Source organism: Desulfobulbaceae bacterium (assembly GCA_015231515.1).
In the GTDB taxonomy this organism is placed as follows: domain Bacteria; phylum Desulfobacterota; class Desulfobulbia; order Desulfobulbales; family VMSU01; genus JADGBM01.
Window position 1 is genome coordinate 12,435 of sequence record JADGBM010000005.1, and the last position, 24,669, is coordinate 37,103.

24 protein-coding genes, 3 tRNA genes and 1 other RNA gene are annotated in these 24,669 nt (G+C 43.8%); 11 read left to right on the forward strand and 17 right to left on the reverse strand.

Going from position 1 to position 24,669, the window contains the following annotated elements; genetic code table 11:
- Positions 1 to 5: 5 nt before the first annotated feature.
- The 11 genes from rplT to HQK80_01790 form a co-directional block, all read right to left on the reverse strand.
- The gene (gene rplT, locus HQK80_01740) at positions 6 to 350 is read right to left on the reverse strand and encodes a 50S ribosomal protein L20 (protein MBF0220945.1); all 345 of its coding nucleotides are present in this window, start codon (positions 348 to 350) and stop codon (positions 6 to 8) included.
- 87 nt (positions 351 to 437) lie between these two features.
- Positions 438 to 635 carry a 50S ribosomal protein L35 gene (rpmI, locus tag HQK80_01745; GenBank protein MBF0220946.1) on the reverse strand — a complete coding sequence of 66 codons (198 nt, stop codon included), beginning with the start codon at positions 633 to 635 and terminating at the stop codon, positions 438 to 440.
- 15 nt (positions 636 to 650) lie between these two features.
- Complete coding sequence (locus tag HQK80_01750; protein ID MBF0220947.1) at positions 651 to 1,196, reverse strand: translation initiation factor IF-3; 546 nt, start codon at positions 1,194 to 1,196, stop codon at positions 651 to 653.
- A gap of 49 nt (positions 1,197 to 1,245) precedes the next feature.
- Positions 1,246 to 3,171, reverse strand: coding sequence for a threonine--tRNA ligase (thrS, locus tag HQK80_01755; protein ID MBF0220948.1), 1,926 nt, complete (start codon positions 3,169 to 3,171; stop codon positions 1,246 to 1,248).
- A gap of 81 nt (positions 3,172 to 3,252) precedes the next feature.
- Positions 3,253 to 3,329: transfer RNA gene (locus HQK80_01760), tRNA-Val, on the reverse strand.
- Positions 3,330 to 3,495: 166 nt separating this feature from the next.
- A complete protein-coding gene (gene recR / locus HQK80_01765; GenBank protein ID MBF0220949.1) occupies positions 3,496 to 4,101 on the reverse strand; it encodes a recombination protein RecR in 606 nt (201 codons plus the stop codon).
- 2 nt (positions 4,102 to 4,103) lie between these two features.
- Positions 4,104 to 4,424 (reverse strand): YbaB/EbfC family nucleoid-associated protein, encoded by a 321-nt coding sequence (locus HQK80_01770; protein ID MBF0220950.1) that lies wholly within the window; start codon positions 4,422 to 4,424, stop codon positions 4,104 to 4,106.
- Positions 4,425 to 4,505: 81 nt separating this feature from the next.
- Positions 4,506 to 6,281 (reverse strand): DNA polymerase III subunit gamma/tau, encoded by a 1,776-nt coding sequence (dnaX, locus tag HQK80_01775; GenBank protein ID MBF0220951.1) that lies wholly within the window; start codon positions 6,279 to 6,281, stop codon positions 4,506 to 4,508.
- A 198-nt stretch (positions 6,282 to 6,479) separates the two neighbouring features.
- An RNA gene (gene ffs / locus HQK80_01780) (signal recognition particle sRNA small type) lies at positions 6,480 to 6,578 on the reverse strand.
- 92 nt (positions 6,579 to 6,670) lie between these two features.
- Positions 6,671 to 6,758: transfer RNA gene (locus HQK80_01785), tRNA-Ser, on the reverse strand.
- A 20-nt stretch (positions 6,759 to 6,778) separates the two neighbouring features.
- Positions 6,779 to 6,940, reverse strand: a complete 162-nt coding sequence (locus HQK80_01790; GenBank protein MBF0220952.1) for a hypothetical protein — start codon at positions 6,938 to 6,940, stop codon at positions 6,779 to 6,781.
- Between the two features lie 70 nt (positions 6,941 to 7,010).
- Between HQK80_01790 and rmuC the strand changes: the two genes are divergently transcribed.
- The 9 genes from rmuC to HQK80_01835 all read left to right on the forward strand — a co-directional run bounded on the left by rmuC (position 7,011) and on the right by HQK80_01835 (position 14,976).
- Entirely contained in the window at positions 7,011 to 8,450 is a 1,440-nt protein-coding gene (gene rmuC / locus HQK80_01795; protein MBF0220953.1) for a DNA recombination protein RmuC, read from the forward strand.
- Positions 8,451 to 8,575: 125 nt separating this feature from the next.
- Entirely contained in the window at positions 8,576 to 9,787 is a 1,212-nt protein-coding gene (locus HQK80_01800; protein ID MBF0220954.1) for a glyceraldehyde-3-phosphate dehydrogenase, read from the forward strand.
- 18 nt (positions 9,788 to 9,805) lie between these two features.
- Entirely contained in the window at positions 9,806 to 10,291 is a 486-nt protein-coding gene (rimI, locus tag HQK80_01805; protein ID MBF0220955.1) for a ribosomal protein S18-alanine N-acetyltransferase, read from the forward strand.
- Positions 10,278 to 11,453 (forward strand): phosphoglycerate kinase, encoded by a 1,176-nt coding sequence (locus HQK80_01810; GenBank protein MBF0220956.1) that lies wholly within the window; start codon positions 10,278 to 10,280, stop codon positions 11,451 to 11,453. The genes rimI and HQK80_01810 overlap by 14 nt, the downstream gene beginning before the upstream one ends.
- Before the next feature lie 78 nt (positions 11,454 to 11,531).
- Complete coding sequence (locus HQK80_01815) at positions 11,532 to 12,287, forward strand: triose-phosphate isomerase (GenBank protein MBF0220957.1); 756 nt, start codon at positions 11,532 to 11,534, stop codon at positions 12,285 to 12,287.
- A gap of 67 nt (positions 12,288 to 12,354) precedes the next feature.
- Positions 12,355 to 12,813 (forward strand): preprotein translocase subunit SecG, encoded by a 459-nt coding sequence (gene secG / locus HQK80_01820; protein MBF0220958.1) that lies wholly within the window; start codon positions 12,355 to 12,357, stop codon positions 12,811 to 12,813.
- A gap of 11 nt (positions 12,814 to 12,824) precedes the next feature.
- Positions 12,825 to 12,910, forward strand: a tRNA-Leu gene (locus HQK80_01825).
- A gap of 378 nt (positions 12,911 to 13,288) precedes the next feature.
- Positions 13,289 to 13,780 (forward strand): SET domain-containing protein-lysine N-methyltransferase, encoded by a 492-nt coding sequence (locus HQK80_01830; GenBank protein ID MBF0220959.1) that lies wholly within the window; start codon positions 13,289 to 13,291, stop codon positions 13,778 to 13,780.
- Positions 13,777 to 14,976, forward strand: a complete 1,200-nt coding sequence (locus HQK80_01835) for a diaminopimelate decarboxylase (GenBank protein MBF0220960.1) — start codon at positions 13,777 to 13,779, stop codon at positions 14,974 to 14,976. The genes HQK80_01830 and HQK80_01835 overlap by 4 nt, the downstream gene beginning before the upstream one ends.
- 64 nt (positions 14,977 to 15,040) lie before the next feature.
- Here the strand turns inward: HQK80_01835 and HQK80_01840 are convergent, their stop codons facing one another.
- Together HQK80_01840 and HQK80_01845 are read right to left on the reverse strand one after the other, a co-directional pair.
- The gene (locus HQK80_01840) at positions 15,041 to 15,799 is read right to left on the reverse strand and encodes an SIMPL domain-containing protein (protein ID MBF0220961.1); all 759 of its coding nucleotides are present in this window, start codon (positions 15,797 to 15,799) and stop codon (positions 15,041 to 15,043) included.
- Positions 15,800 to 15,887: 88 nt separating this feature from the next.
- Complete coding sequence (locus HQK80_01845; protein MBF0220962.1) at positions 15,888 to 18,434, reverse strand: glycogen/starch/alpha-glucan phosphorylase; 2,547 nt, start codon at positions 18,432 to 18,434, stop codon at positions 15,888 to 15,890.
- Between the two features lie 193 nt (positions 18,435 to 18,627).
- Here HQK80_01845 and HQK80_01850 point away from each other — a divergent pair, with 193 nt between their 5' ends.
- Positions 18,628 to 20,214 (forward strand): dehydrogenase, encoded by a 1,587-nt coding sequence (locus HQK80_01850; GenBank protein ID MBF0220963.1) that lies wholly within the window; start codon positions 18,628 to 18,630, stop codon positions 20,212 to 20,214.
- 127 nt (positions 20,215 to 20,341) lie between these two features.
- On the opposite strand, the gene HQK80_01855 is transcribed toward HQK80_01850, so the two are convergent.
- Positions 20,342 to 21,721, reverse strand: a complete 1,380-nt coding sequence (locus tag HQK80_01855) for a sigma 54-interacting transcriptional regulator (GenBank protein ID MBF0220964.1) — start codon at positions 21,719 to 21,721, stop codon at positions 20,342 to 20,344.
- A 354-nt stretch (positions 21,722 to 22,075) separates the two neighbouring features.
- Between HQK80_01855 and HQK80_01860 the strand changes: the two genes are divergently transcribed.
- The gene (locus HQK80_01860) at positions 22,076 to 22,519 is read left to right on the forward strand and encodes a hypothetical protein (GenBank protein MBF0220965.1); all 444 of its coding nucleotides are present in this window, start codon (positions 22,076 to 22,078) and stop codon (positions 22,517 to 22,519) included.
- Between the two features lie 105 nt (positions 22,520 to 22,624).
- On the opposite strand, the gene HQK80_01865 is transcribed toward HQK80_01860, so the two are convergent.
- From HQK80_01865 to HQK80_01875, 3 genes are all read right to left on the reverse strand, one after another.
- On the reverse strand, positions 22,625 to 23,077 hold the full coding sequence (locus tag HQK80_01865; protein ID MBF0220966.1) for a nucleoside deaminase: 453 nt from the start codon (positions 23,075 to 23,077) through the stop codon (positions 22,625 to 22,627).
- Between the two features lie 668 nt (positions 23,078 to 23,745).
- Positions 23,746 to 24,042 carry a HigA family addiction module antidote protein gene (locus HQK80_01870; protein ID MBF0220967.1) on the reverse strand — a complete coding sequence of 99 codons (297 nt, stop codon included), beginning with the start codon at positions 24,040 to 24,042 and terminating at the stop codon, positions 23,746 to 23,748.
- 17 nt (positions 24,043 to 24,059) lie between these two features.
- A complete protein-coding gene (locus HQK80_01875; protein ID MBF0220968.1) occupies positions 24,060 to 24,338 on the reverse strand; it encodes a type II toxin-antitoxin system RelE/ParE family toxin in 279 nt (92 codons plus the stop codon).
- Positions 24,339 to 24,669: the final 331 nt, after the last annotated feature.

A 24,669-nucleotide genomic window follows, 5' to 3' on the forward strand; every position in this document is an offset into this window, starting at 1 on the left:
ACAAATTAAGAGGCTTGTTTAATGACTTGTGAAAATGCGTTCGCGTCAACGATAGCCAAATGGGAAAGAACCTTTCGATCTAACTCAATATTAGCTTTTTTCAGACCGCCGATGAATTTACTATAAGAAGTGCCATTAATCTTGGCAGCTGCAGAAATTCGGGCAATCCACAGGGCCCTGAAATCTCTTTTTTTCTGACGACGGTCACGATAAGCATAACACAAAGCACGATCAACAGCTTCAGTTGCTGTTCTGAAAAGTCTATGACGTCCACCGACATAGCCTTTTGCCATTTTCAGTACTCTATTTCTTCGTCGACGCGCTTTAAAACCACGGGTAACTCGAGGCATCGTATTCTCCTTTCAATCAATTATAACCACCGGTTAAAATCCGGTGTTTAAATATTTTTATCGTAATGCACTAAAACTCATTCACATTTACATATAAGGAATCAATTTCCTAATGGACTTGAGATCTGCGCCATCTACCTCAGTACCCTTCCTTAAATTTCTTTTTCTTTTGGTACTTTTTTTGGTCAAAATATGGCTGGTGAAAGCCTTAGCGCGTAGTATTTTACCAGAGGCGCTTTTTTTAAAGCGTTTTGCAGCGCCTCTCTTTGTCTTCATCTTTGGCATTTCTATTTCTCCTTATTACGCTTTCGGACCGACATACATTGCCATTTGTCGACCTTCCATCTGTGGTTCCTGGACAATAACAGCTATATCTTCAAGTGCTTCTGCCATTTTCTGCAAGGTTTCACGACCCTGCACATCGGCATAAACTATTTCACGGCCTCTAAAACGAACCGTAATTTTAACCTTATTTTTTTGAAGTAAGAATTTACGAATATTCTTTAACTTGAAATCAATATCATGTTTTTCGGTTTTAGGCCGAAGTTTGATCTCTTTAACTTCAACAACAGTCTGTTTCTTTTTAGCCTCAGCCTGTTTTTTACTTTGCTCATAACGATACTTACCGTAATCCATTATACGGCAGACAGGAGGCTCTGCGCTTGGCGATACCTCGACTAGATCAAGCCCTGCTTCTTCAGCTTTAGCCAAGGCTTGTGCTACCGGCAAAACCCCTAATTGCTCGCCTTCAGCATCAATTACCCTGACTTCCTTACAGTTGATCTCGTCATTTATTCTGGCCCGGATCTCTTTGCCTTTACTGGCCTGATTTTTTCGACCTTTGATACTCCACCTCCTGCTGTTAACTTATCGTCTAACCGGTGCGTTTGCCGCCCTAAGCAACAACCGGCACCTTACTTTCCTCTGTCACATAGTCAATAAACTCCTGAACTGACATCGGTGAGAGGTTACTACCATCACGCAATCGTACTGTTACTGTCCTGTTTTCAACTTCCTTGTCACCAATAATCACCATAAAAGGTGTCTTAACAAGTTGTGCCTGACGAATTTTATAATTTAGCTGTTCGTTACGTATATCTTTTTCAACACGAACTCCGGCACGTTTAAGCTGCGTATAAACTTCGTTTGAATAATCAATCTGAGCATCAGATATATTCATAACTCTGGCCTGCACAGGTGCCAGCCACAATGGAAAAGCGCCTGCGTAATGCTCAATCAAGACCCCGAAGAATCGTTCAAGAGAACCCATTAATGCTCGATGCACCATGATGGGTTGATGATCCTTCCCGTCTTCACCAGTATAAGAGATCTCAAAACGTTCAGGTAGATTAAAGTCTACCTGTATGGTTGAACATTGCCAAGCACGGCCAAGAACGTCTTTAATTTTTATATCGATCTTAGGCCCGTAAAAAACACCCTCGCCAGGGTCAATTTCGTACGCCAATCCTTTCTTCTCCAGGGCCAGCTTCAAGGCCTCTGTGGATCGCTGCCAATGATCATCACTTCCTACATATTTTTCAGGCCTGGTTGAAAGATATATTTCAAAATTATCAAAACCAAAGGTCCTGAGGATATGCAAATTGAGATCAAGAATATTAAATATCTCACTCTCTAGCTGTTCCGGCAGACAAAAAATATGGGCATCGTCTTGTGTGAAACCCCGCACGCGCATCAAGCCATGCAGAGCTCCAGTCCGTTCGTACCGATAAACAGTTCCAAGTTCACACCAGCGAATTGGGAAATCTCGATAACTGCGCTTTTTGGTCTTATAAATTGCTATATGGAACGGACAGTTCATCGGCTTAATCTGGTAGCTGACGTCGTCAACATCCATAGGCGAGAACATATCATCTACATAAAAATCAAGGTGACCGGAAGTTTGCCACAGATCACGTTTGGCAATTTGCGGAGTAAAGAGCAACTCATAGTCGTTCTTATAATGCTCGTCCTTCCAGTAATCCTCAAGAAGTCTTCGGAGTTGGGCGCCTTTGGGCTGCCACAAAATAAGTCCGGGGCCTACCTGGTCACTTATTGCAAAAAGCTCAAGCTCTTTACCAAGTTTGCGGTGATCACGTTTTTTGGCTTCTTCAAGATTGTGCAGATACGACCGCAACTCTTTGGCATCACCAAAGGCCGTACCGTACAATCTGTGAAGCATGGCATTTTTTTCGTCACCACGCCAGTAAGCACCGGCAACCTTGATTATCTTAAATGCCTTTAACCAGCTTGTGTCTGGCAAATGTGGACCACGACATAAGTCGGTGAAACCGCCTTGCTCATAGAGGCTTACAGTATCACCTTCAATACCATCGAGTATTTCTACTTTATACCTTTGCCCCTGATTCTTAAAAAAAGCTGCCGCGTCCTCTTTTGACATCTCTCGCCGGGTAAAGGGAGTTCGCGAGTCAACAATCTCCTGCATCCGATGCTCAATTTTTTCAAAGTCATCAGTTGAAAAAGGCTCATTCTTGTCAAAATCGTAATAAAAACCATCTTGAACTGCCGGCCCGATAGTGACTTGAACATCTGTGCCGAAAATATCAATAACTGCCTGGGCCATGATGTGTGCAGCACTATGACGAAGAACGTCAACCCCTTCAGCACTGTCAAGAGTCACTGGCTCAACCAGTCCTCCAGCAGTAAGTTCCTGGGCAAGATCTATCAGAAGGCCGTCATGTTTGACTGCCACTGTTTTTTTTCTGACCTTATTGGAATAAAGCGCTTTTATGGCATCTGCAGCAGTAGCACCTTGAGGCACCTGCGCTGTCTCTACGCCATTTGTAATGCTAAATTCTGACATTTCTTTCTCGCTAACAGATTGAAAAATCTGTCATTATCAACAAATAAGCTCCGTACAATGTACGAAGCTTTATCGTAAATCTGGTAGGCACGAGCGGAGTCGAACCGCTGACCTCTTGCGTGTCGAGCAAGCGCTCTAACCAACTGAGCTACGCGCCTATGGGTTTTCTCTCTAAAAAAACACGATGTTATACTACGCATCAAAAATGCAATATTAAACAATCCGGAGCAATTACCAGCTATTGACGCCTGTGTCAAGCACAATCATTCTTTAACCCTGTCAAAAAAAGGCGCCATTTAATATTACAACTAACACTATTCTCAGCTATTTCCGAGCTGTTACTTCACGGGACTCAATCGAATGAGCCAAGGTATGTTCATCCGCATATTTAATATCCATACCCATTGGTATTCCACAGGCCAGACGCGATATAGTGACCAATCCCTGGAGTTTTTCGGCAAGATATGAAGCCGTTGCCTCACCAGGAACAGTTGAGCTGGTCCCAATTAAAACTTCGCGAACCGAACCTTGCTTTATACGACCGATCAAAGCATCAACTTTTATCTCATTGGGGCCGATACCGTCCATCGGCGAAAGCACACCGTGGAGAATATGATAGAGCCCCTTGAACACTCCCGTCTTTTCTATTACCAATAAATCTCCCGGACCTTCAACAACACAGATCAAGCCGTCGTCACGACTTTTGTCACTACAGATACGGCAAGGATTATCCTCTGAGAAAGCAAAGCAGTTATCACACATGTTAATCGAACTGTGCAAATCTGCCAGATCACGAGCCAGCTGATGCGCCTCACCCTCGGAACGACGCAATATGTGTAAAGCCAATCTAGTCGCAGTTTTCTTGCCTATCCCTGGCAATTTTTCCAAGTCACTTATCAGCCTGGCTAATGGTGCCGGTACTATTTCCATACTTAACCAAAAAGGTTTGAAAGGCCCGGAATATTCATACCACCAGTCATTTTAGACATCTCACTCTGCATTGCATCGCGTGCCTTCTTCATGGCGTCGTTGACAGCAGCAACAACAAGGTCTTGCAGCATGCCCTGATCCTCAGGATTGATCACTTCTTTTTCAATCGATAACGACAACAGTTCGTTCTTACCATTTACGGTAGCTGTTACCATTCCACCACCAACAGTTGAGGTAATCACCTGTTGCGCTAATTGCTGCTGAACGTCAGCCATTTTCTTCTGAAACTGCTGAGCCTGCTGCATAATTTGAGTCATATCCATATTTTTCTCCTGCTATAATTTCTGGTTTTTAGTCTCTAAACGAAAGTCAATTTTGTCGTATCATTAAGATGTTGCTTCTGTTTACCGACTGCGCGGACCAGTTCGTATTCCGGCAATCTGACCACCTAAAACTTCGACAGCGATTTGAACCCGCGGATCTTTGGCAAGGGCTCTGCGTTCCTCTTGCGGCTGCCCCTCTCCCCCGTCGACAACTCCATCAAGTCCTGCAACCTCTATTTTAATGGCCATCTCTTTTTGAAAAAAATCCTGAGCAAACTCAGTTAAAAGTTTTAAGTTAGCGGGATCCTGCAGATACAAACATTCCGACTGTTCATCAAATTTTATGACAAGCTGCCCATCTATCTCGCGCACCTTTTCTGCCAGGCCCAAAGTTGAACCCATCCATTTTTTCCGTTCACGCACGTGTCCGATAAAACCATCCCATTCCCGCACAACGTCTTTGGGCACTGGCGATGAGAGTTTAGCCTGTAACGATTTTAACTCAGGTTCGGATTCGTCAATTGTCTGGTCACTATCATCATAATCGTCGTCCAAACATTCATCAGAAACTTTCTCAGGCGTTGCAACTGGAACAGGAGTAACATCGTGCTGCGTAACAGCAGATGAATCAACTTCAGCAGCATGGTCTTCAGGCACCGGCTCACTTTTCACCTCCACATTTTCCATAAGTGGCTCATGACGAATGATCTCTGCTGGGCACCCTGCTATCAGAGCATCTAAACGAGAAAGCAATGTTGTAACGGGAACAATATCAGATGACTGGACCGCTTTCACAAAGCACATTTCCAAGGCCATCCTCGGTTGTGTAGAATACTGCAAGGCTTCAACACCTTTGAGCAAAATATCAAAAACACTGATTAACGATTCGGAGGTATAGGTACCTGCCAATTTTTTCAAGGCAGTCATCTCAGCATCAGAAACATCAAGAATCGCTTCGGGTTCTTTGCTGACCGCACATATAATCAGAGAACGAAAACAATACAACAGCCCTTGGGCAAAGCGCTTAACGTCCATACCCTGGCTATAGCTATCATTAAGATGCTTAAGCGCTAAAGCAAGATTTGCGCTTAACAGTTCTGTTGCCAACTCCACAAATATTTTACGGTCCACCAGGCCAAGCACCTGCCGCAGGTCTTTTTCTGTTACAGTTTCACCACCAAAGGAGAAAATCTGATCAAGCAGACTTAAGCCATCGCGCACACTGCCGTCTGCCTCAGTCGCTATAATCTCCAATGCGCCATCTGATATTGATACCGATTCAATTGCCGCAATTTTGGCAAAAAACGCCTTCAACTCTTGAAAAGGAATACGTTTCAACTCATAACGCTGACAACGAGACAAAATAGTGACCGGAACTTTATGAAGCTCCGTGGTAGCAAACATGAAATAGACGTGCTCGGGAGGCTCTTCCAAGGTCTTGAGCAAAGCGTTAAAGGCCTCGGTGGTCAGCATATGCACTTCATCGATGATAATGACTTTGAATCGTTCGCTGGCCGGCAGAAATCTCAAATTTTCCTTTAAATCACGAATTTCCTGGATGCCGCGATTGGAGGCGCCATCGATCTCATGGAGATCTATAGATTGTCCGGATTTAATCTCTTTACAGGAAGAACAGAGGTCACAGGGAGCCTTCTCTGGATTATGACAATTAAGAGCCTTGGCCATAATCCTGGCTATAGTTGTCTTGCCGACACCGCGCACACCGCTGAATATCATGGCATGGGCGACACGATCACGACTTAATGCATTTCGCAAGGTCTGCACGACAGGTTTTTGACCAACAACATCGTCAAAATTTTGAGGTCGCCATTTTCGGGCGAGAACGAGGTAAGACATAAATAACGGTAGATGAGACAGAGTTAGGTACTAAGAAAGAATAAGAGCGCCATTTTCAACGTGAGGCCGACAGTTGCTCAATATCAATATTAAATGAACTACCATGGGTTATTATTAATCGATGATAAATTGTCAATTAATAATTATCAGACCAGGCTCAATCGGAACAGTTAAAGGCACCGCCCTGCTATAAAAAAAGATAGCCAGGCACCCCTGCGGCACATAAAGGTGGTCATTACCGTTGCTTCCTCCCGGACCTGGCGGAGTTCATGAGCCTTTATTGCGCAGGACCCGGCTATCAAACTGCCTCCCCTTTTCACAGGGGTCAGATCCTGACAGAAATAACCATTAGAGAGATAAACGATTATTTCTAAAAATATGTAACAAAGTGGCGGAGAGGGAGGGATTCGAACCCTCGGTACGTTGCCATACACACGCTTTCCAAGCGTGCTCCTTCGGCCTCTCGGACACCTCTCCGCTGACAACTAAATACATCTTTAGTCAACAATTGAATGCGACAACCTACAACCAATTTCTTTTTTTTTAAAGGAAAAAATACCAAAGCCACTATTTAATGACTTGCCTCCACTTTCGTTGGTTAGTGCACTCATAATTGCAGCGCCTTCCTTCCCGGCCTTTAAAAGCAAATAAATTGACATATCGAATATCCTTTGTCATAGACTAATCTGCGCCGGAACATATCAATAACCTCCAATCAGTTCATCCAAAATGACAACACCTCTCACTGCCATACAAGTAACTATCGTTTTCTTTTCCGCCGGTATCAGTATCGGAGCTTTATTTGTTTATGTTTTCATGAAAAACAAACTGAGCAACCAACTGGCTGGCAAAGACACGGAGCGTAATACCCTTGTCCAAATTTCCACAGAAAGACTTGAACAAAAGCAACGAAAGATAGAAGAACTTACAGATTCACTTTCGGCCTTTGAACATAAACTTAACCAGAAAGACCTGTTGCACAGTAACCAGACTGAAACTGTAATGCACTTACGGGAACGCATATCAGAACTTGAAACACGCCTCTCCATCTTAAAAATAAGTGCCGAACAGCAAACTGACTTTATCGCGAAATCTCAAGAGGAGCTGAAAAACTCCTTCAAATCCCTTGCCTCAGACATTCAAACCAGCAACACCAGATCGTTTTTATCCTTAGCCAAAGAAGCCTTATCAACGTTACACCAAAAAAACAGCGTTGAACTCTCCAAGCAGGCCACTTCGATCCAGGAACTTTTTAAACCTGTTCAAAAGTCACTAACAAATGTCGATGCCCAGATTCGTCAAGTCGAAATAGATCGCGTTTCTGCCCACGCATCCCTCACGGAACAGATTAAAAACTTATCGATGACGCAGACTGCTTTAAAAAATGAGACTGCGACCCTATCCAAAGCCCTACGCAGCCCCACCGTACGCGGGCGCTGGGGTGAAATCCAACTGCGACGTGTCGTTGAGCTGGCGGGGATGGTTGAATACTGTGATTTTTTTGAACAGAAGTCCATAGCGAGCGACAATGGCCCACTGCGTCCGGACATGATAATCAGACTTCCCAATAACAAGGAAATTGTTGTTGACTCCAAAACTGTTTTACACAGCTATATGGAAGCCCAGGAAGCAAAAACCGAGGAGATTCGCCAGGAAAAACTTGTCCAACACGCCAGACATGTTAGAAAACAGATTACGAATTTATCAGCCAAGGCATATTGGGAGCAATTTATTCAGTCGCCAGAGTTCGTTGTGCTATTCCTGCCGGGTGAAAATTTCTTCAGCGCAGCTCTCGAACAAGATCCCCAATTGATTGAAGTTGGTGTTGAACAAAAAGTCATAATTGCGACCCCAACTACACTTATTGCCTTGTTGCGAGCCGTGTCATTCGGCTGGCGTCAGGAACATCTTGCTGAAAACGCACAAAAAATCAGCGAACTTGGCAAACTATTACACGACAGACTGGCAGTGCTGAGCGGTCACTTTTTTGAAATTAAAAAAGGACTCGAAAAATCAGTAAACTCCTTCAATAACGCTGTAGGCTCCTACGAAAGCCGGGTGATGGTAACTGCTAGAAAATTCACAGAACTTGACCCAATGCTTAAAACAAGCGATATTGACCTGAAAAGCATTGATTGCAGCCCACGAATCCCCACCGCGGAGCTATAAAACTGCTGCTTTATTCAGGTTTTTGTTGCCCAAAACATCACTCCCTCTTATAGTATGGTTCTTTTTTATCCACAAAAGAATTGAGTCAGGTAGACTTACATATTTAAACTCAGGAGTAATAAATCATGAAGTTAGGGATTAACGGCCTTGGTCGAATCGGTAAACTTTCTATTTGGCACCATGTTGGCAGAAAACATTTCTCTGAAATTGTCGCCAATATTGGTCGTGAAGTTGGGCAGGGACTTGAGGATTTAGCCGCATCTATAGATAGAGACAGTACATATGGCAGGCTGGGTAATTACCTGCATGGCTATAAAGGTGGTCGAGTGATTGAAAACCTCAATGATTCCGATGGGACTATGACAATCAACGGTGTGCCTGTAAAGATATTACGGGAATCACGAAATCCAGCGGAAATCAAATGGAAGGAAAACAATGTACGTGTTGTTGTTGATACGACTGGTGTTTTCAATGATCCCACAGCCGAGGCCAACAGCCCCCGCGGGGCTATGCGAGGACACCTTCAGGCCGGGGCTGAAAAGGTTATTCTTTCTGCACCATTTAAAATCAAGGCCCAAGGCCTCTCAATGCCGGAAGATGCTGTAACCACAGTTATGGGAATCAACACTGATGACTACATCTCTTCAAAACATTCACTGATTTCAGCTGCGTCATGCACCACAACCTGCCTTTCATATATGATTAAGCCTTTAATGGATAATTTCGGGGCCGATAACTTTTTAAGCGCCTCCATGGTCACGGTTCACGCCGCCACAGGCAGTCAACAGGTCCTTGACCGACTTCCTGGCGGAGGAGCGACTGATTTAAGGAAAAATCGAAGCATTCTTAACAATATTATCCTGACCACAACAGGTGCTGCAAAAGCCTTAAAACTTGTCATCCCTGAAATGGGCAACATCGGTTTTATCGCTGAATCTGTACGAATTCCCACCTCTACAGGCTCGCTGATTATTCTCGTTATTAATCTTCAAGATGACCTTAAAAACCCAATTAAACGAGATACCATTAACTCAATTTACAAAAATTACGCCGACAACTCGCCATATCTTACCTACTCCGAAGAGCAAAACGTTTCTTCTGATATTATCGGCAACCCTTTTGCCGCTGCAATTATCGAAGGTACAGAAAATCACACTCGGACTGCTGCAATCAAGGTGAATCTTAAGAAACTTGGTATCGGCGGTGCAAATCAGCCGGAAACCATTGACGTTCCTGTTACTCAGGCAGTTATTTATGGCTGGTACGACAATGAACTTGGCAGTTACAGCAACATGCTGGCCGACCGCACTGTCTCTATCGCCGACCAGTTGGTTTAGTTGAGGTTTAGCTGAAACTTGTCCAGCTCTTCCGGCATTGTAATTATTCCTGCACAACCGTGCCACCTGCCTGAAATTATTGCAATTGAAAAACAACTCGATTCACCATGGAGCGAGGGCCAGATCGCAGACGAACTGACCCTCGCCCATGGCTGGCAGTTTGTGGCAATCAACCCAATTTCCGAGAAAGTATTTGGCTTCATTATCGGTTCTATCTGTATCGATGAGGCTGAAATCCGAAAATTTGCAATTGCCAGTCAAGAGCGCCGAAAAGGTTATGGGCGAATTCTACTTGCTCATTGCCTCATTTTTTTAGACAATCAATTTACACGAGTATGTTTTCTAGAACTTCGAGAGTCGAACACAGCAGCTTTACAGCTATACACTTTTTTTGATTTTCAGAAAATTGGCCTGCGAAAAAACTACTATAGTAATCCTTGCGAGAATGCTATTATACTTCAAAAACAGTTTTCAAGAGAAGGAGATTTAGGTGAAAACAATTAAGGATCTCAACGTTACAGATAAGAAAGTTTTAATGAGAGTTGATTTTAACGTACCCTTTGATGATTCCGGAAACATTACAGATAATACTCGCATTGACGGCGTCTTACCAACCATCAAACACTTACTTGAGCAAGGCGCCAAGCTGATTCTCTGTTCCCACTGTGGCAGACCCAAAGGCGAGCGAATTGACAAGTACAGTCTCGCACCTGTTTCCAAGAAACTATCAGAACTTTTAGGAAAGGATGTGCCGCTTGCCCCAGACTGTATCGGGCCAGAAACCGAAAAGATGGCTTCCGACCTTAAAAGTGGCCAGATTCTCCTGCTTGAAAATCTGCGCTTTCATGGAGGTGAAACAAAAAACGACCCTCAATTCTCCAAGCAGCTTGCCTCGTTAGCCGATATTTACATAAACGATGCCTTTGCTGTTTCACATAGGGCCCATGCCTCAGTTGAAGGTGTCACTCATTATGTAAACGAATGCGCTGCCGGCTTTCTTCTTCAGCGCGAGATTGATTTTTTCAAACGATCTGTCGCGAATCCAGAACGTCCACTCACTGCTATTCTTGGCGGAGCAAAAGTTTCCAGTAAACTTGGAGCTATCAATAACATGCTGGATAAGGTCAACAACATGATCGTTGGCGGCGCCATGGCTAACACCTTTTTAAAAGCACAGGGCTTCGAGATCGGCAAATCTCTAGTGGAGGACGACTTACTTGAGACAGCTAAAACTTTAATCAATTTAGCTAAAGAAAAAAAAGTTGCCTTCCACCTGCCTGTTGACTGTGTTGTCGCAGATAGTTTCAGCGCAGAAGCAAAGACAAAAATTGTGCTCATCGCTGATGTTCCTCAAGACTGGATGATTCTTGACATTGGCCCTGCCACAATTCGAAAATTCGCAGAGGCCCTGACTGGTTCAAAAACGATAGTCTGGAATGGACCGATGGGTGCTTTTGAGATGGATGCTTTTGCCAACGGCTCACTGCAAATGGTGGAGGCAGTTACACAGTCAAAAGCACTTTCTGTTGTCGGGGGTGGAGACACAAATGTTGTGATTAATAAAGCAAAGGCGGGGAACAAGGTTTCATATATGTCTACCGGCGGTGGTGCTTTTCTGATGCTAATGGAAGGTAAAAGCCTGCCCGGTGTTGACGCACTTGGATAACGACTTTGCCTTTCAACGTATACATTTACTATTTGAGCTGCCACGAATACTATAGACGAAGCAGATGAGGAGAACAGCATGAAACGCCGTCCACTAATTGCAGGTAACTGGAAAATGAACCTCAGCGTTATTGAATCAAGGAAGCTCGCCGAGGCCATTAAAAAATCAGCTTCTAACGCTACTGACCGCGATGTTATGATCGCCCCTGCATTTACGTCCTTATCCATGGTTGCCTCAGCTCTTGAGGGATCCAGGGTACTATTAGGCGGCCAAAATGTCTGCTGGGAGGAAAAAGGTGCCTATACAGCTGAAATTTCACCACCCATGCTTAAGGAACTTGGCTGTACTTTCGCAATCGTTGGTCACTCAGAGCGACGTCATATTTTCCATGAAGACAATGTGATGATCAATAAACGGGTTAAAGCCGCAATCAACTTTGACTTAACCCCAATTCTTTGTATTGGTGAAACTCTTGAGGAACGCGAATCGAACAATACAATGCCAATATTAGAGTCACAGCTACGAGAAGGATTACAAAACCTGTCCCTACCCTCTGCGAGTGCCATTGTAATCGCTTATGAACCTGTTTGGGCGATAGGAACTGGCAAAACTGCCAGCAACGAGCAAGCCCAAGAGGCTCATGCCTTTACGCGTAAAATTCTTGCCGATATTTTTGAAAAAACTATTGCTAGCCAAATAAGAATACTGTATGGTGGCAGCGTCAATCCGGACAATGTTGACAATCTGATGAGCCAAGACGATATTGATGGAGCTCTGGTTGGTGGAGCGGCACTTCAACCAGATACATTCGACCGGATTATTCATTTTAACTAACAAATATGTATTTCATAAGGGGTTAACCACTTACCCCTTTCTTTTTTTTGGGCACCGGGATGTAACAATGGTTTCGATTTTAACAGTAGTACATGTCTCAGTATGTATTTTTTTGATCATTATTGTGCTCTTACAGCATGGTAAAGGCGCTGATATGGGTGCGTCCTTTGGTGGCGGCGGATCAGGTCAAACCGTATTTGGCACAGATGGCCCGCTGCCACTGCTCAACAAAATTACTACTGCAAGTGCAATTATATTTATGCTGACATCTGTAACCTTGGCATATTATTCGGCAAACATTTCAAAAGGCTCCATTATGCAAAATGTTCGCCCAACACCATCCCAGATTGAAGAACAGGTTGATATAGCACCTACAACAGTTGAAATCCCGACAGAACGTTCTAACACTGAAGGTGATTCAATGGGAGCATCAGGTGATGCAAGTGCAACATTTCCAGGAGAAGCATCAACTGACCCGACTCCTGTTATGATGGAAGAACAACCAGCTGCAGATCAAAAGCAGTAAAAAAATATAGTGCCGAAGTGGTGGAACTGGTAGACACGCTGTGTTGAGGGCGCAGTGAGCCATGCTCGTGCGAGTTCGATTCTCGCCTTCGGCACCATTTAAAGGAAAGCCTGCTATGACTTTATGTTATAGCAGGCTTTTTTTTTGACAACAGTCAGATCGCCACTCCCGTATATGTTATTATTTGGCGCTGCACTCGAAACAAACCCTTACTCAACATAGCGGCTTCGCCTTCCCTCATTCTATTGTTTCCGTTAGCATAACCCCCTGCCCATCACTCCTATTTACAAAAAGAAGAAATTCGTTTCTCTCTCCAATGTGGTTGACAAATTACAGTCAAACCAAAAGCTATTTTCGCGCAAAAAAAATATTGCTAATAGTAGTGTAAAGTTGTAAAGCTTCGCGATTTTCATCATAGCAGTTACTCTACATATGGGTAGCCTTCAGACCAACTTATTTCGAAAGGAATAACACAATGTATCCTGCTCACTTTGGGAATAACCCTCTATTCCCTAACAAAAAAGATTTCAAAGTCGTGTTGAAAAACCATGTCAGCGGTATGGGGGTTATGACCTTCAAATCTTTTTCAAAAGGAGCACTTATCTGTGCTCTGGCCGGTGATATTATAACCGATATCCGCCAGCACAGCCTCCAGATCGAACCTGATCTGCATCTTTACGATACTTATTTTTCCGGTTACTTCCTGCACTCCTGCTCCCCCAACGTTTATCTGGACATGAAAAATCTGTTGGTTTACGCGACACAAGAGATCAACTCTATGGACTATCTATTGATGGATTATGCCCAGACCGAAGATTATCTTTATAAAGAGTTCCCATGTACCTGCGGGGCCTACAACTGCCGTGGCTGGGTTACCGGTAGAAAGCAATTGCCCGGTAATCGCCAAATCGACCAGGATATTATGGATATCGCAATGCATCCTTTTGAAAGGCGTCAAAGCATATGAGTAATTGGTGGGAGCGGGAAGATCTTGCCATTCAAGACGGATCATTGATGTTCGCTGGCCATGTTGTTAACAACCTCGCTGGCCAATTCAACACACCCACTTTTTTTTATAACGCCAATAGAGTAACCGACAATATCAAAAGGCTGCATTCGGCACTCAACCAGACCGGTCTCAGGAACAGATATCGTCTGAAATATGCCATGAAAGCCAATCGATTTGCCCCACTGCTGACCCATTTGAAGAAGACGGGATTAGTTGGGATCGATGCCTGTTCGCCAAATGAGGTTGAACATGCAATTGGTTGCGGTTTTCGTGCCGATGAAATCTCCTTTACCGCTACCAGCTTGTCGGATAGCGACCTGGCCCGACTCTCGAAAATAAAAGGCCTGTCCATGAATTGCGACTCCATTAGCACTATCCGCCGCTGGGGTGAGCTTGGATCAGACCGAAAAATTGGCATCCGCATTAATCCTGCCATGGGCATCGGTCGTGCTCAGAACGATAAACTTCAGTATAGCGGAACCAACACCACCAAGTTCGGAATTTACCGCGAGCAATTCAGCGAGGCTGTATCGATTGCGCACCACCATGGTCTCACAATCGACACAATCCACTTCCATACTGGCTGCGGCTACCTGACTCCCCAATTGGAGACCTGGGACGCCATTATAAAAAACTGTCTCTGGTTCGTTGATCAACTTAATACCGTAAACACGGTCAACGTTGGTGGGGGGCTTGGCGTTCCGCATATCGCTACCGATGCCCCGCTGGATCTTACCCACTGGGCACGAATCCTGGCAGAGCATTTTGCCCACCGATCACTCGCCGTCGAAATTGAACCTGGCGACTACCTGGTCAAGGATGCCGGCATTTTGTTGCTGACAATCAATACCGTAGAGAAAAAACAGGAGACTGTTTTTGTGGGTGTGGATGCCGGCTTCAACCTTGCGGTAGAGCCTGCTGTCTATGGCCTTCCCTTTCATCCGGTTCCAGCCCTCACGCAACCGGGGGAACAAGCACCTGTAACTATTGTCGGTAATATCAACGAGGCCCTGGATGTCTGGTATGCCGACATCAAGATGCCGCCGCTCTCTGCCGGCCAGTGCCTGGCGCTTATTAACGCCGGGGCCTATTCCTCTTCAATGTCTTCCAACCATTGCATGCGCGGAGAGTTCAAAGAGTTTCTGCTATTGTAATTTCGGTATCCGTCCTTATGCGTAATTCACTAAAACGGCCAGGTTATTTTCTGACAATGGCGTATTAGTTTTTCGGAGCGATTTCATAGACCAGCGTCATGTTCGCCCGAACCTCAACCTCGCCGGGGGCAATGATCGGCTGTGCATCCGGCATGGCCCGACTCGATAGCATTCCGTAGCCTTCGGCCTGCATTATTTGCGGGCGAGCGCCAGCGTCATCAAGAAGCAAGGACAACACGCGAACCAAGCGAACCTTAGCGGCATCAGCAAGCACCTGGGCATCGGCCAGTGCATTTTCCGTGGCCTGCCGAATCGCCGCCTCCCGGTGAGTGCGAGGGTCCGCCAGTCCGAACTGGATGGCTCTAATGTCGTTGGCACCGGCCTCGGCAGCCATCCCGATGATTTTCCCGGCCAGCGAAAACTGCCCGGTCGTGACCTGAAAAATATTCGTGGCGGTAAATCCGTCTATCTCCGTTTGCCAGTCATCACCAGCTATTTTAGGACGGGACGACCAATTGGACCTTACCTGAAACCGGCCAGTCTGATATTCCGCCCCAGACAACCCGGCCCGCTGCAGCGCCCGCTCCACCTCGGCCATAATCCGACTGTTTATTCTTACGACCTCGTCCGCCTCCAGGGCTGTGCTCACCACTCCAATGGCCAGGCGCAATTGGTCGGCCGGCACCTGAAGCAGCGCCTCGCCGCGCACAGTTAATTGGGGTGCTGAAATGACAGTATCATCCCCCAAAACAGTGTATGGAAAGAGGGCAAGCTGAAAAAAACATCCGAAAATAATCGCCAACTTCAAGGTGCTTAGAACCAATTTTCTTCTCCCACTAAAGCGCAGATTTTTAAGAACACCAACCTCTTGCCGTGGCCCACTAAAAGTCTGAAGAGTAGCGCTAATCAGGTTAATGAATCATCTCATAAAATTTCTTGAAATTCGGAACCTTATCCTTCCACAGCGTCAAATAATTATCCAAAAACCGCTGCATTTGAAAGCCCATGGTGAACATTGCATACTGCTCAATCTGTTTATCGAGCCACAAATCTTTATTGTTATAAAAGACATCAACCGCTTCTGACATTTTATCTTTTAATGCATCTGCATAAATTTGTTCCGTCCCACCGCCAAAATAGTGCTTCTGCTTTTCAGTGGGCCCAAAACCAAACGAAGGATCACTTATGCCAAAATATTCATTTGCCAGATGTTTGTACTCCGCAAAAAAGCCATCATAGGTGTGCATTATTAAACGCAATGGCCCTTTCATCGGACTTGTACCCGAGGCTTCCCACCCAACCACCGGATTGGCAATCGACAGATCAAACTTTGAAAACTTCTCCCCATCGGCCATATCATAATTTTGTTTATAGACTATCATGACTTTATGATCAGTCAGCTCAGCAATAACTTTTGATCTATGCAAAATCTTATCGACAAACCCCCGGGCTTCCATGTCTCGCGCGTGTGCTTTACCAGCCATAACAATGACTATGCGTTTATTCGTTTCCTTCAATGTTTCAGCTATTTTCACAAATTCCTGCACAACGCTGTTCGAGACCATCAAAGCATTTTGTTTATAGCCCTTTGCCCGTCTGGCAAAGACAGCAGTCAAAACATTTGCGACATCATCATCACTTGATACGCGAATTAAATTACTCGACCGGAACCCGTTTTCAAGTATCAACTCGTTAATATACGGGATAATTTCCGCCTTTGCTGCCAGTTGATACGAAGCGATTAAATCTCTAAATATTTTATGACCTTTTAATTGTAAAAACTTAAACCCATTCATGTAATCTTCGGCACTATTACCAACAACAGACTCCATTATTCTTTGGACTTCAGAAGCCGGCCCCCACCACGTATCCGAATGAATCGCGTTAGTTACATTACTCAGCTTAAACTTTTCTTCCGGAAATACATCTTCGCTAGTAATATTGTAATGAATTTCAGCGACTGAGTTGATCGAGCTGGCCATAAAGGCAGCTAAGTCGGCCATTGAGATTCCATGCATTTCATACTCGCCGTGCATCCCCTGGACAACCCGCAGGCACCGAAACCCCCTAAAATTCTGAAAACCGGGTTTATTTTTAAGGAACGGATTATTCAACATGAAAATCACATTTAAATCCGTTTGATTTAAAACCCGTCGAACATGAGCCTCTTCCTCGTAGGTATCAAAGGCTGAAGAATCAATAGTATGAGTGACAAAACTAGTTATTGATCGAACCTCATTGAGTGCCTTTTCAATTTTTTTAAAATTTCGTTTCACAATCTCATTAATCTTTGATTCATCGCGCACATTTACCCCAGCGTTCTCTAATTTTTTTCTCATCAATATGACGGGAAGCAGTGCGGCATGTCCCTCATTTAAGTTCACCAGTGGAACCTTAAATATATTCATAAAATATTCAGAGATGCATGCTAACGAGTATTGGGACGCCAGCTTCAAATCTCCATCGGGATACAACTGCTCTGTGACGTTTTTTCCCTGATACGATTTACTAACTCTTGTTGTGTTAAAATAGAGGATAGGATTAATCCAACCAGTTTTACCAACATGGCCATACACCATAATGTTGGCCTTGATTTCACCAAAATAATGCTGTTTCTCCTGACTGGCAGGAACAACAATCTCAAATGGCGCATCGATCTCATTTTTTTTCCACTTCCTGGTGTCGCCCAAAAGAGCCATATTACGATTACTTAACATAAATATTTCCGGGTGCCTTCGAATGCTCCACTCGTCAGGAAGCGCATACTGAGCAACACTGATAAAGTTGATCTTCTGAGCGCCATAACCATTTTCAGAACCAATCGCCACCGTAACCTCAGGCACCTCCTGATCAGCATACTCTTTATGTTTATCACCAGCCAAGACCCCGAGGCCGCCGCTATACGTTTTGATATCGTTTTTCACGGCAATTTCGGATGTTACTTCCATGATCACAGGGATTTTTTTACGTATCAAAAAATGCATGAATTGCAACGTGGCTTCTGCTTTTTTATACCCCAGTTCGTAAATCAAATCTTTATCAGCGGCTATGACGGCACGATCAAAATCAGCCTTCAACGCCAAGTTGTTCTGTTGTAATTCCCGTAACAGAACAACATCTTTTTTTGATAGCTTTCGTAAAATAGCCTGGCTGTACTCTTTTGAGATACCCGGCTCAACCGAAAAATGTCGACAGAGATCAGCTCGAACTTTCTCACCAGATATTTCCAGCCCTTTATCAGTACCAGAGTCAACAACATAACTATCCTTGGTGTTAACAATTTCAATCATTTCGGAAAGTTGCGCTTCTGTAGGTGTATTAATCTTATGCAATTGTCGTGATACACCTCCGAGCCGATCAATTTCCTTTTGTTTTTTCTGGTTAGACTTTATAACGTGATACTCGATGGCAAATTCATCTTGTACCGGTTTAATTGGGTGAGTAGTTTTCTTTGGCATTGTTTCTATAAGTAATTGTTGTTTTATGGATTTTGGTAATTGAGATAAAAGCGAAGGCCTTTATCTATTTTCATTTAAAATGATACAATAACTTCGACAAAAATACACCAAGTGCATTGCATTAAAATGCTATTGCACCGAATAATTTCATTGGCACTGTACAATTGTACGAATTCTCACAAAAGGCTTATTTTTGGACTTAATACTCTCATTTAAAATTCCCATCGAAAAAGATGGAATCACTGAATACATAAAGGCCGCCTCAAAACAGCTCCATAAAAATAATGGTTTTGCTCTTCTAAAAATCCTCAGCAAATCTCTTGATATTCGTGACCAGGAACAGTTTTTCTACAAACTGTCACTGGTAGTTCGACTTCCTGATTCTCATAATAACTGGCAGGCTTTTCCGGTTTATACCGATCACTTACCGCCCCCTAAACAAATCGGTTGCCCACCAGACAAAAACCCTATAGTCGTCGGATTTGGCCCTGCCGGAATGTTCGCTGCTCTTGAACTTATCGACTTAGGCCTTAAGCCCATAATCTTTGAACGCGGCAAAAAAATTGCCGAGCGTTCCCTTGATGTTCAAAAATTCATAAAAGAAAGAGAGCTGAACCCTGAATCGAATATTCAATTTGGGGAAGGTGGAGCCGGTTCTTACTCCGACGGCAAACTGTTCTCCCGGCGCAACAATAACTCAAGTTATGTTGATAGGGTTCTCAAAACCTTTATTAAATTTGGAGCACCACAGGAGATTGCCTACATCAGTAAACCTCACCTTGGAACTGATGTTTTATGTAAAATTGTCCGTAATATAAGGCAGTATATTTTAGATCGTGGCGGTGAGTTACATTACAGTTCCAAAATGACGGATATCCTTATTTCTAACGACAAGGCATCAGGAGTTATAATCAATAATAACTTGGAGTATCTTTCTTCAAATATCTTTCTTGCCTTGGGACATTCTGCCAGAAATACTGTCAAAATGTTGTATGAAAAAGGTGTTACCATTGAACAGCGACCGATTGCAGTTGGTGTTCGCATTGAACATCCGGTTGAGACGATCAACTCCATGCGCTATGGCCGCAAATATATCAAGTTCCCCGGGCTTGGGGCTGCCACCTACTCCTTAAATTATACAAATCGGACTATGCGCCGTGGTGTCTATACATTCTGCATGTGTCCAGGTGGTGAGATAATCAACGCCTCCTCATCCCAAGGCCTTCTTGTTTTAAATGGAATGAGTTACTCCCACAGGTCGTCGCCATTCTCCAATGCAGGTCTGGTGATCGGTTGCCGGACAGATGATTATCTATCTGTTAATCCTTTAGCTGGAATCGAGTTTCAAAAAGATATTGAACGAAAATCGTTTAAAGCAGGAGGGCAAAACTGGAAAGTACCAGCTCAAAACTTAATGAACTTCCTGGACAAAAAGCAGCCTGCCGACCTGCAAACATCATCATATAAAATGGGCGTTGTAGCCGCAGACCTGAACGATTTACTCCCTGCCTTTGTCTGTGAACAACTGACAGCTGCTTTTAAACTATGGCACAAAGAGGTCCCGTCATTTATCTCACATGAAGCCATTTTGTTCGGCTCTGAGACCCGAACTTCCTCTCCAGTTCGAATTACACGTAACGAGAACTATGAATCCGTCTCAACCAAAAACCTCTATCCAATCGGCGAAGGCTCGGGGTACACTGGGGGCATAACAAGTTCCGCCGCAGACGCCATCAAAGCCGTTGAAACAACCATGCACATATCTGACAGATCAGTATAGAGTTCACTAGCTGCGAAAAAATCAGGACCATTGCAGTTAAATTGCTGCCTTATCTTTCATTTCTGAAATTGTGCAATGCAATACTCTGCAACAATGCAACAATTTGACTATATGCACACGTTTCAACTCAAGTATACAAATCACTCTGTTTCTTGCGATAGACCGGAAAATGGATATGATATTTTTTCATTTTCCGCCAGAGTGTGGTTGTTGAAATCCCAAGATATCTGGCAGTATCCTCACGATTACCGCCATACTTCTGCAACATATCAAGAATCACCTTGCCCTCGTGGTTGGCAAGGGGTGAAACCATCTCATCATCTCCAAGCTCTGGAACCTCTTCCACTATTGACTCAAGAAACTCCGCCGACAGATGCCCCATCTCAATTTGACGCCCATGGCATAACACAAAACAAAATTCGATAATATTTTCCAGCTCCCGGATATTGCCCGGAAAGGCATAGGACATAAAGGCGTTAAGAACCTCAGGCGACACTGATTCAATATTTTTTTGCTTTAAATGGTTGTATTTGTTAACAAAGTGATCAACTAGCAAAGGGATGTCTTCCTTGCGCTGGGCCAATGTCGGCAGAACAATTTTTATAACATTAAGCCTGAAAAAAAGGTCATCGCGAAACTTATCCTTAGAAACCAACTTTTTTAAATTCTTATTGGTGGCAGCAATTACCCGGGCAGTTGTTCTGACTGGTTCAGTACCACCTAACGGTTCATACTCTTTTTCCTGCAATACACGCAAAAGTCGTAATTGCAGGGCAGGAGAGATATCACCAATTTCATCAAGGAAGATGGTTCCATTTTCAGCCAGTGCGAATCGACCCTTTTTATCAGTTTTTGCACCCGTGAAAGCGCCCTTTTTATAGCCAAACAGTTCGGATTCCAACAAGGTATCCGGCAAAGCAGCACAGTTAAGCGCCACGAACTTGCCTCTTTTCTTACTCAGGTTATGGACTGAGCGGGCAAACAACTCTTTCCCTGTTCCGCTGGGCCCTTCAATAAGCACAGTGCTGCCACTCTCTGCAATATCAGGGAGTGTCGATAGTATCTGTTGAATTTTATAATTTTTACTGATTATGTCATCAAAGACATAACCTCTGGAAACCTCCTTACGCAAAACCTCGATGGCTGAAATATCCCTAAACGTTTCGACCCCACCTATTATATCACCAGCATCATTTTTTAAAACTGAGGTGTTTATAATGAGAGGCGTTTTGCATCCTTTGCTGTTTAATATCTCAACCTTAAGTTCGACAACATCCTGTCCAGTTTTTAACGATTGCCTCAGAGCACACGCAGCCTGACAGATGTTCGCCCTGAACACATCAAAACATTTTCGTCCAACGGCATTTTCATGCATTATGCCTGTGATACGTTCAGCGGACTTATTGAAGAAATTTATGTTCATCTCGCTGTCGACAGTGAACACACCTTCTGTAATTGAATTTAAAATTCGTCTACTGATATTGTTTTGACTATGATCCACTTTCATTCCATTTAATAACATTTATCACCCCCATGAAATATTCAGGTCGGTGGTAGAAGATCTCGATCTTTCGCACAATCGAGGTCGGACTCCTTTTTGACCTCATACATATCAGTGTAGCTAATTCTCTTCATAAATCAAAGATAACTGGAAAAAATATACTGGAAAAGTTCCTTTCAGACCGTCATTTTTACTCCATACACTCACACTATCGGATACATTTTTGAATGTGCGGCAAATCGACGCACTGTTTTTATGAGTTATGGCATGACGACTGCAAAGGTTAACTTGTGACAGGGTTGTTAAAGACATGACGGCAATTATTAAAAAAACAACCACCAATACGAGGAGGAAGAGGCCATGAAAAAACTACACATCCACAGAAGTATTTACAAAACAGCAACGTGTGTTGTCTTATCTCTCTTTTACTTTGCACTGCTTGCCTACCCTTTCGGCGTCACGGCTGAGGGATTCATGGTTGAAAGGATGATAATTGCTGCGGTTGTCTTTTTTGCGATTTCGATTCCGGCCTGGATTATCAATGTGAAAAGGGAGCTATTCAGCCCTGAAGAAGAGGGTGCTGATATCGTAGAGGCAACTTCGTCCAGACAGATCAATACAGATAGCGACATCGGTCAACTTGCCCTGCAAAACAATTGGATAACCCCACAGGAGCTCAAGCAAATCTTGTTCTGTCAGGAGTGTGACGATAGAAAATTCGGTGAGGTAGCCATAAAAAGAAATTTTCTTACCATGTCTCAGGTCAAATCTCTGCTGCAACTGCAAAGTGAACAGCGTCACTAAGCAGTGAGTGCCGCAACGGAAACTCTCGTATAGACAGGGGGGGTCTACCTCGAAAAAACTCAGGGCCCTGAGTTTTTTCGTCTGTGCGGCGCTTCGGCAAAAAGATTAACGCCGGGCCTTAAAAAATTCGGTTAACAGTCGTCCGCACTCTTCAGCCATAAGACCTGCGCTCACAGTTATATTATGATTAAGCATACCATCAGAACCAACCCTATATCTACTGACGATTGCCCCAGCCTTAGGATCTGCGGCTCCATATACCAGACGAGTTACCCTGGCGCTGATTAATGCGCCACTGCACATCACGCAGGGTTCGAGAGTAACGTACAAAGTAGTGGCAAGCAGACGATAATTGGCAAGCTGACTGGCAGCTTTTCTCAGGACAAGAATTTCAGCGTGGGCAGTTGGGTCTGACAGTTCAATTGAGCGATTACCATCTTGAGCAAGAACGTCTCCCTCTCCCCCGACCAGAACTGCCCCGACGGGTACTTCTTCTCGTCGAGCCGCCAGTTGGGCCTGCGCATAGGCAAGCTGCATATAGTGTTCATCAGTGGTCATAATAAACCTGATTAGCGCCAATCTTCCGAAACACAATAGAAGTGATATTTTTGAAGCGATTTTGACCAGGAACAAACTTAATGTCCTGCGAACGGATTTAGATATTCAAGCAGCGACAAATATGATTTAATCCACGCCTTCACAAAATCCCCCGTAATCCCCATTTCCATGGGGATTACGGGGGATTTTTCATCTTATATACAAATAAAAACGGCTATCCGGATTAGTGTGTTGTTCGGTGATTGTGTCAAGTAGAAAGTCTCCGGAACTTCCTGTTGACGATTTTATCACCTCAAAAACAAGCTGTATAGATAAAAGTTTTGACTTTTGGGAGTAGTTGAATCGACAAGACCTGCCGGTCATATCTTTACTCATGATGAAATCTTTTTTGAGGGGGTTTTCATTTTTCAATTACTCAAAACTTGGCATTTTTCAAACGTTTTGAGCATGTTATAACTTTAAAAATTCAGCTTTAATTATTTCTTTTTATAATTTTCCTGCCTGAAAATCTACTCATGGAGGAGTTTGCTTTTTTGAAGTCTGGAAATTGGACAAGACCTGAAAAGCACATCTATACCGCCCAAGTAAGCTTGTTTGTGGAAGGATTTCATGTTGAATCATCTTTTGAAGTGTGACAATCTTCCGATGTTTCTTAAAAAGAATCTTTTTCAAACTGCAAAAGCGATACCTTCATAGTTGCTCAAGTCAATCTCTTTTCGTGCTTTCCAAAGATCGTAGTTGTCTTGCATCAGCAACCAACTTTCAGGTGAACGGCCCAAAACCTTTGATAGTTTCAGGGCCATCGTCGGGGAAACATCTGTTTTACGATTGAGTAAACGGCTGACTAACCCAGGGCTTACTTGGAGTTTTCTGGCTAACTCGTTTGAACCGACACTAAAAGGCTCTAAATATACCCTTTTGATGAAAACTCCTGGGTGCAGAGGGTTGTGTTGGTGGATCGTCATTTTATACCTCCCAGTTTTCAATGATAGTCCTCATAATTGACCACATAAGCATGACCATCTTTAAATTCGAATACAACTCTCCAATTACCGCTTACAATGACTGACCATAAACCAGAAAGGTCACCTTTAAGTGGGTGTAGTCTCCATCCTGGCAAATCCATATCATCAATGGTTATAGCTGTATGCAAAGCCTGTAATCGTTCTTCCAATCTTGGAGCATGTTTAGGGTTAATCCCTGAAGTGCTTCCGGTTGAGAAAAACCGTTGCAACCCTTTATGCTTAAAACTTTTAATCATATTTACAATATATAACACTGTTCACCGATGCGCAACAGTGAATCTACCCATGAAGCAAAAAGTCCCCTTGATGTCTAGTCGAAAATGATAATTTGGTGAAGATGTGGTCGGCAGAGATCAACAGGTGTAGGATTCCCAGAGGTTAATAACCTCTTTTGGAAGCAAATTGTCGGGAACAGCGCCTCTGAAAATGTGGCATGCAAGAAAACTAATTTGTTAATTCGCTCATGGAGCATCTTTACTTCTTGTAGTAGTGGATTTGGCAAGACCTGAAGGAGAGATCTTGACTTTCACATCTCACTCAGGGATTGCGACTTTTCCAAACATTTCA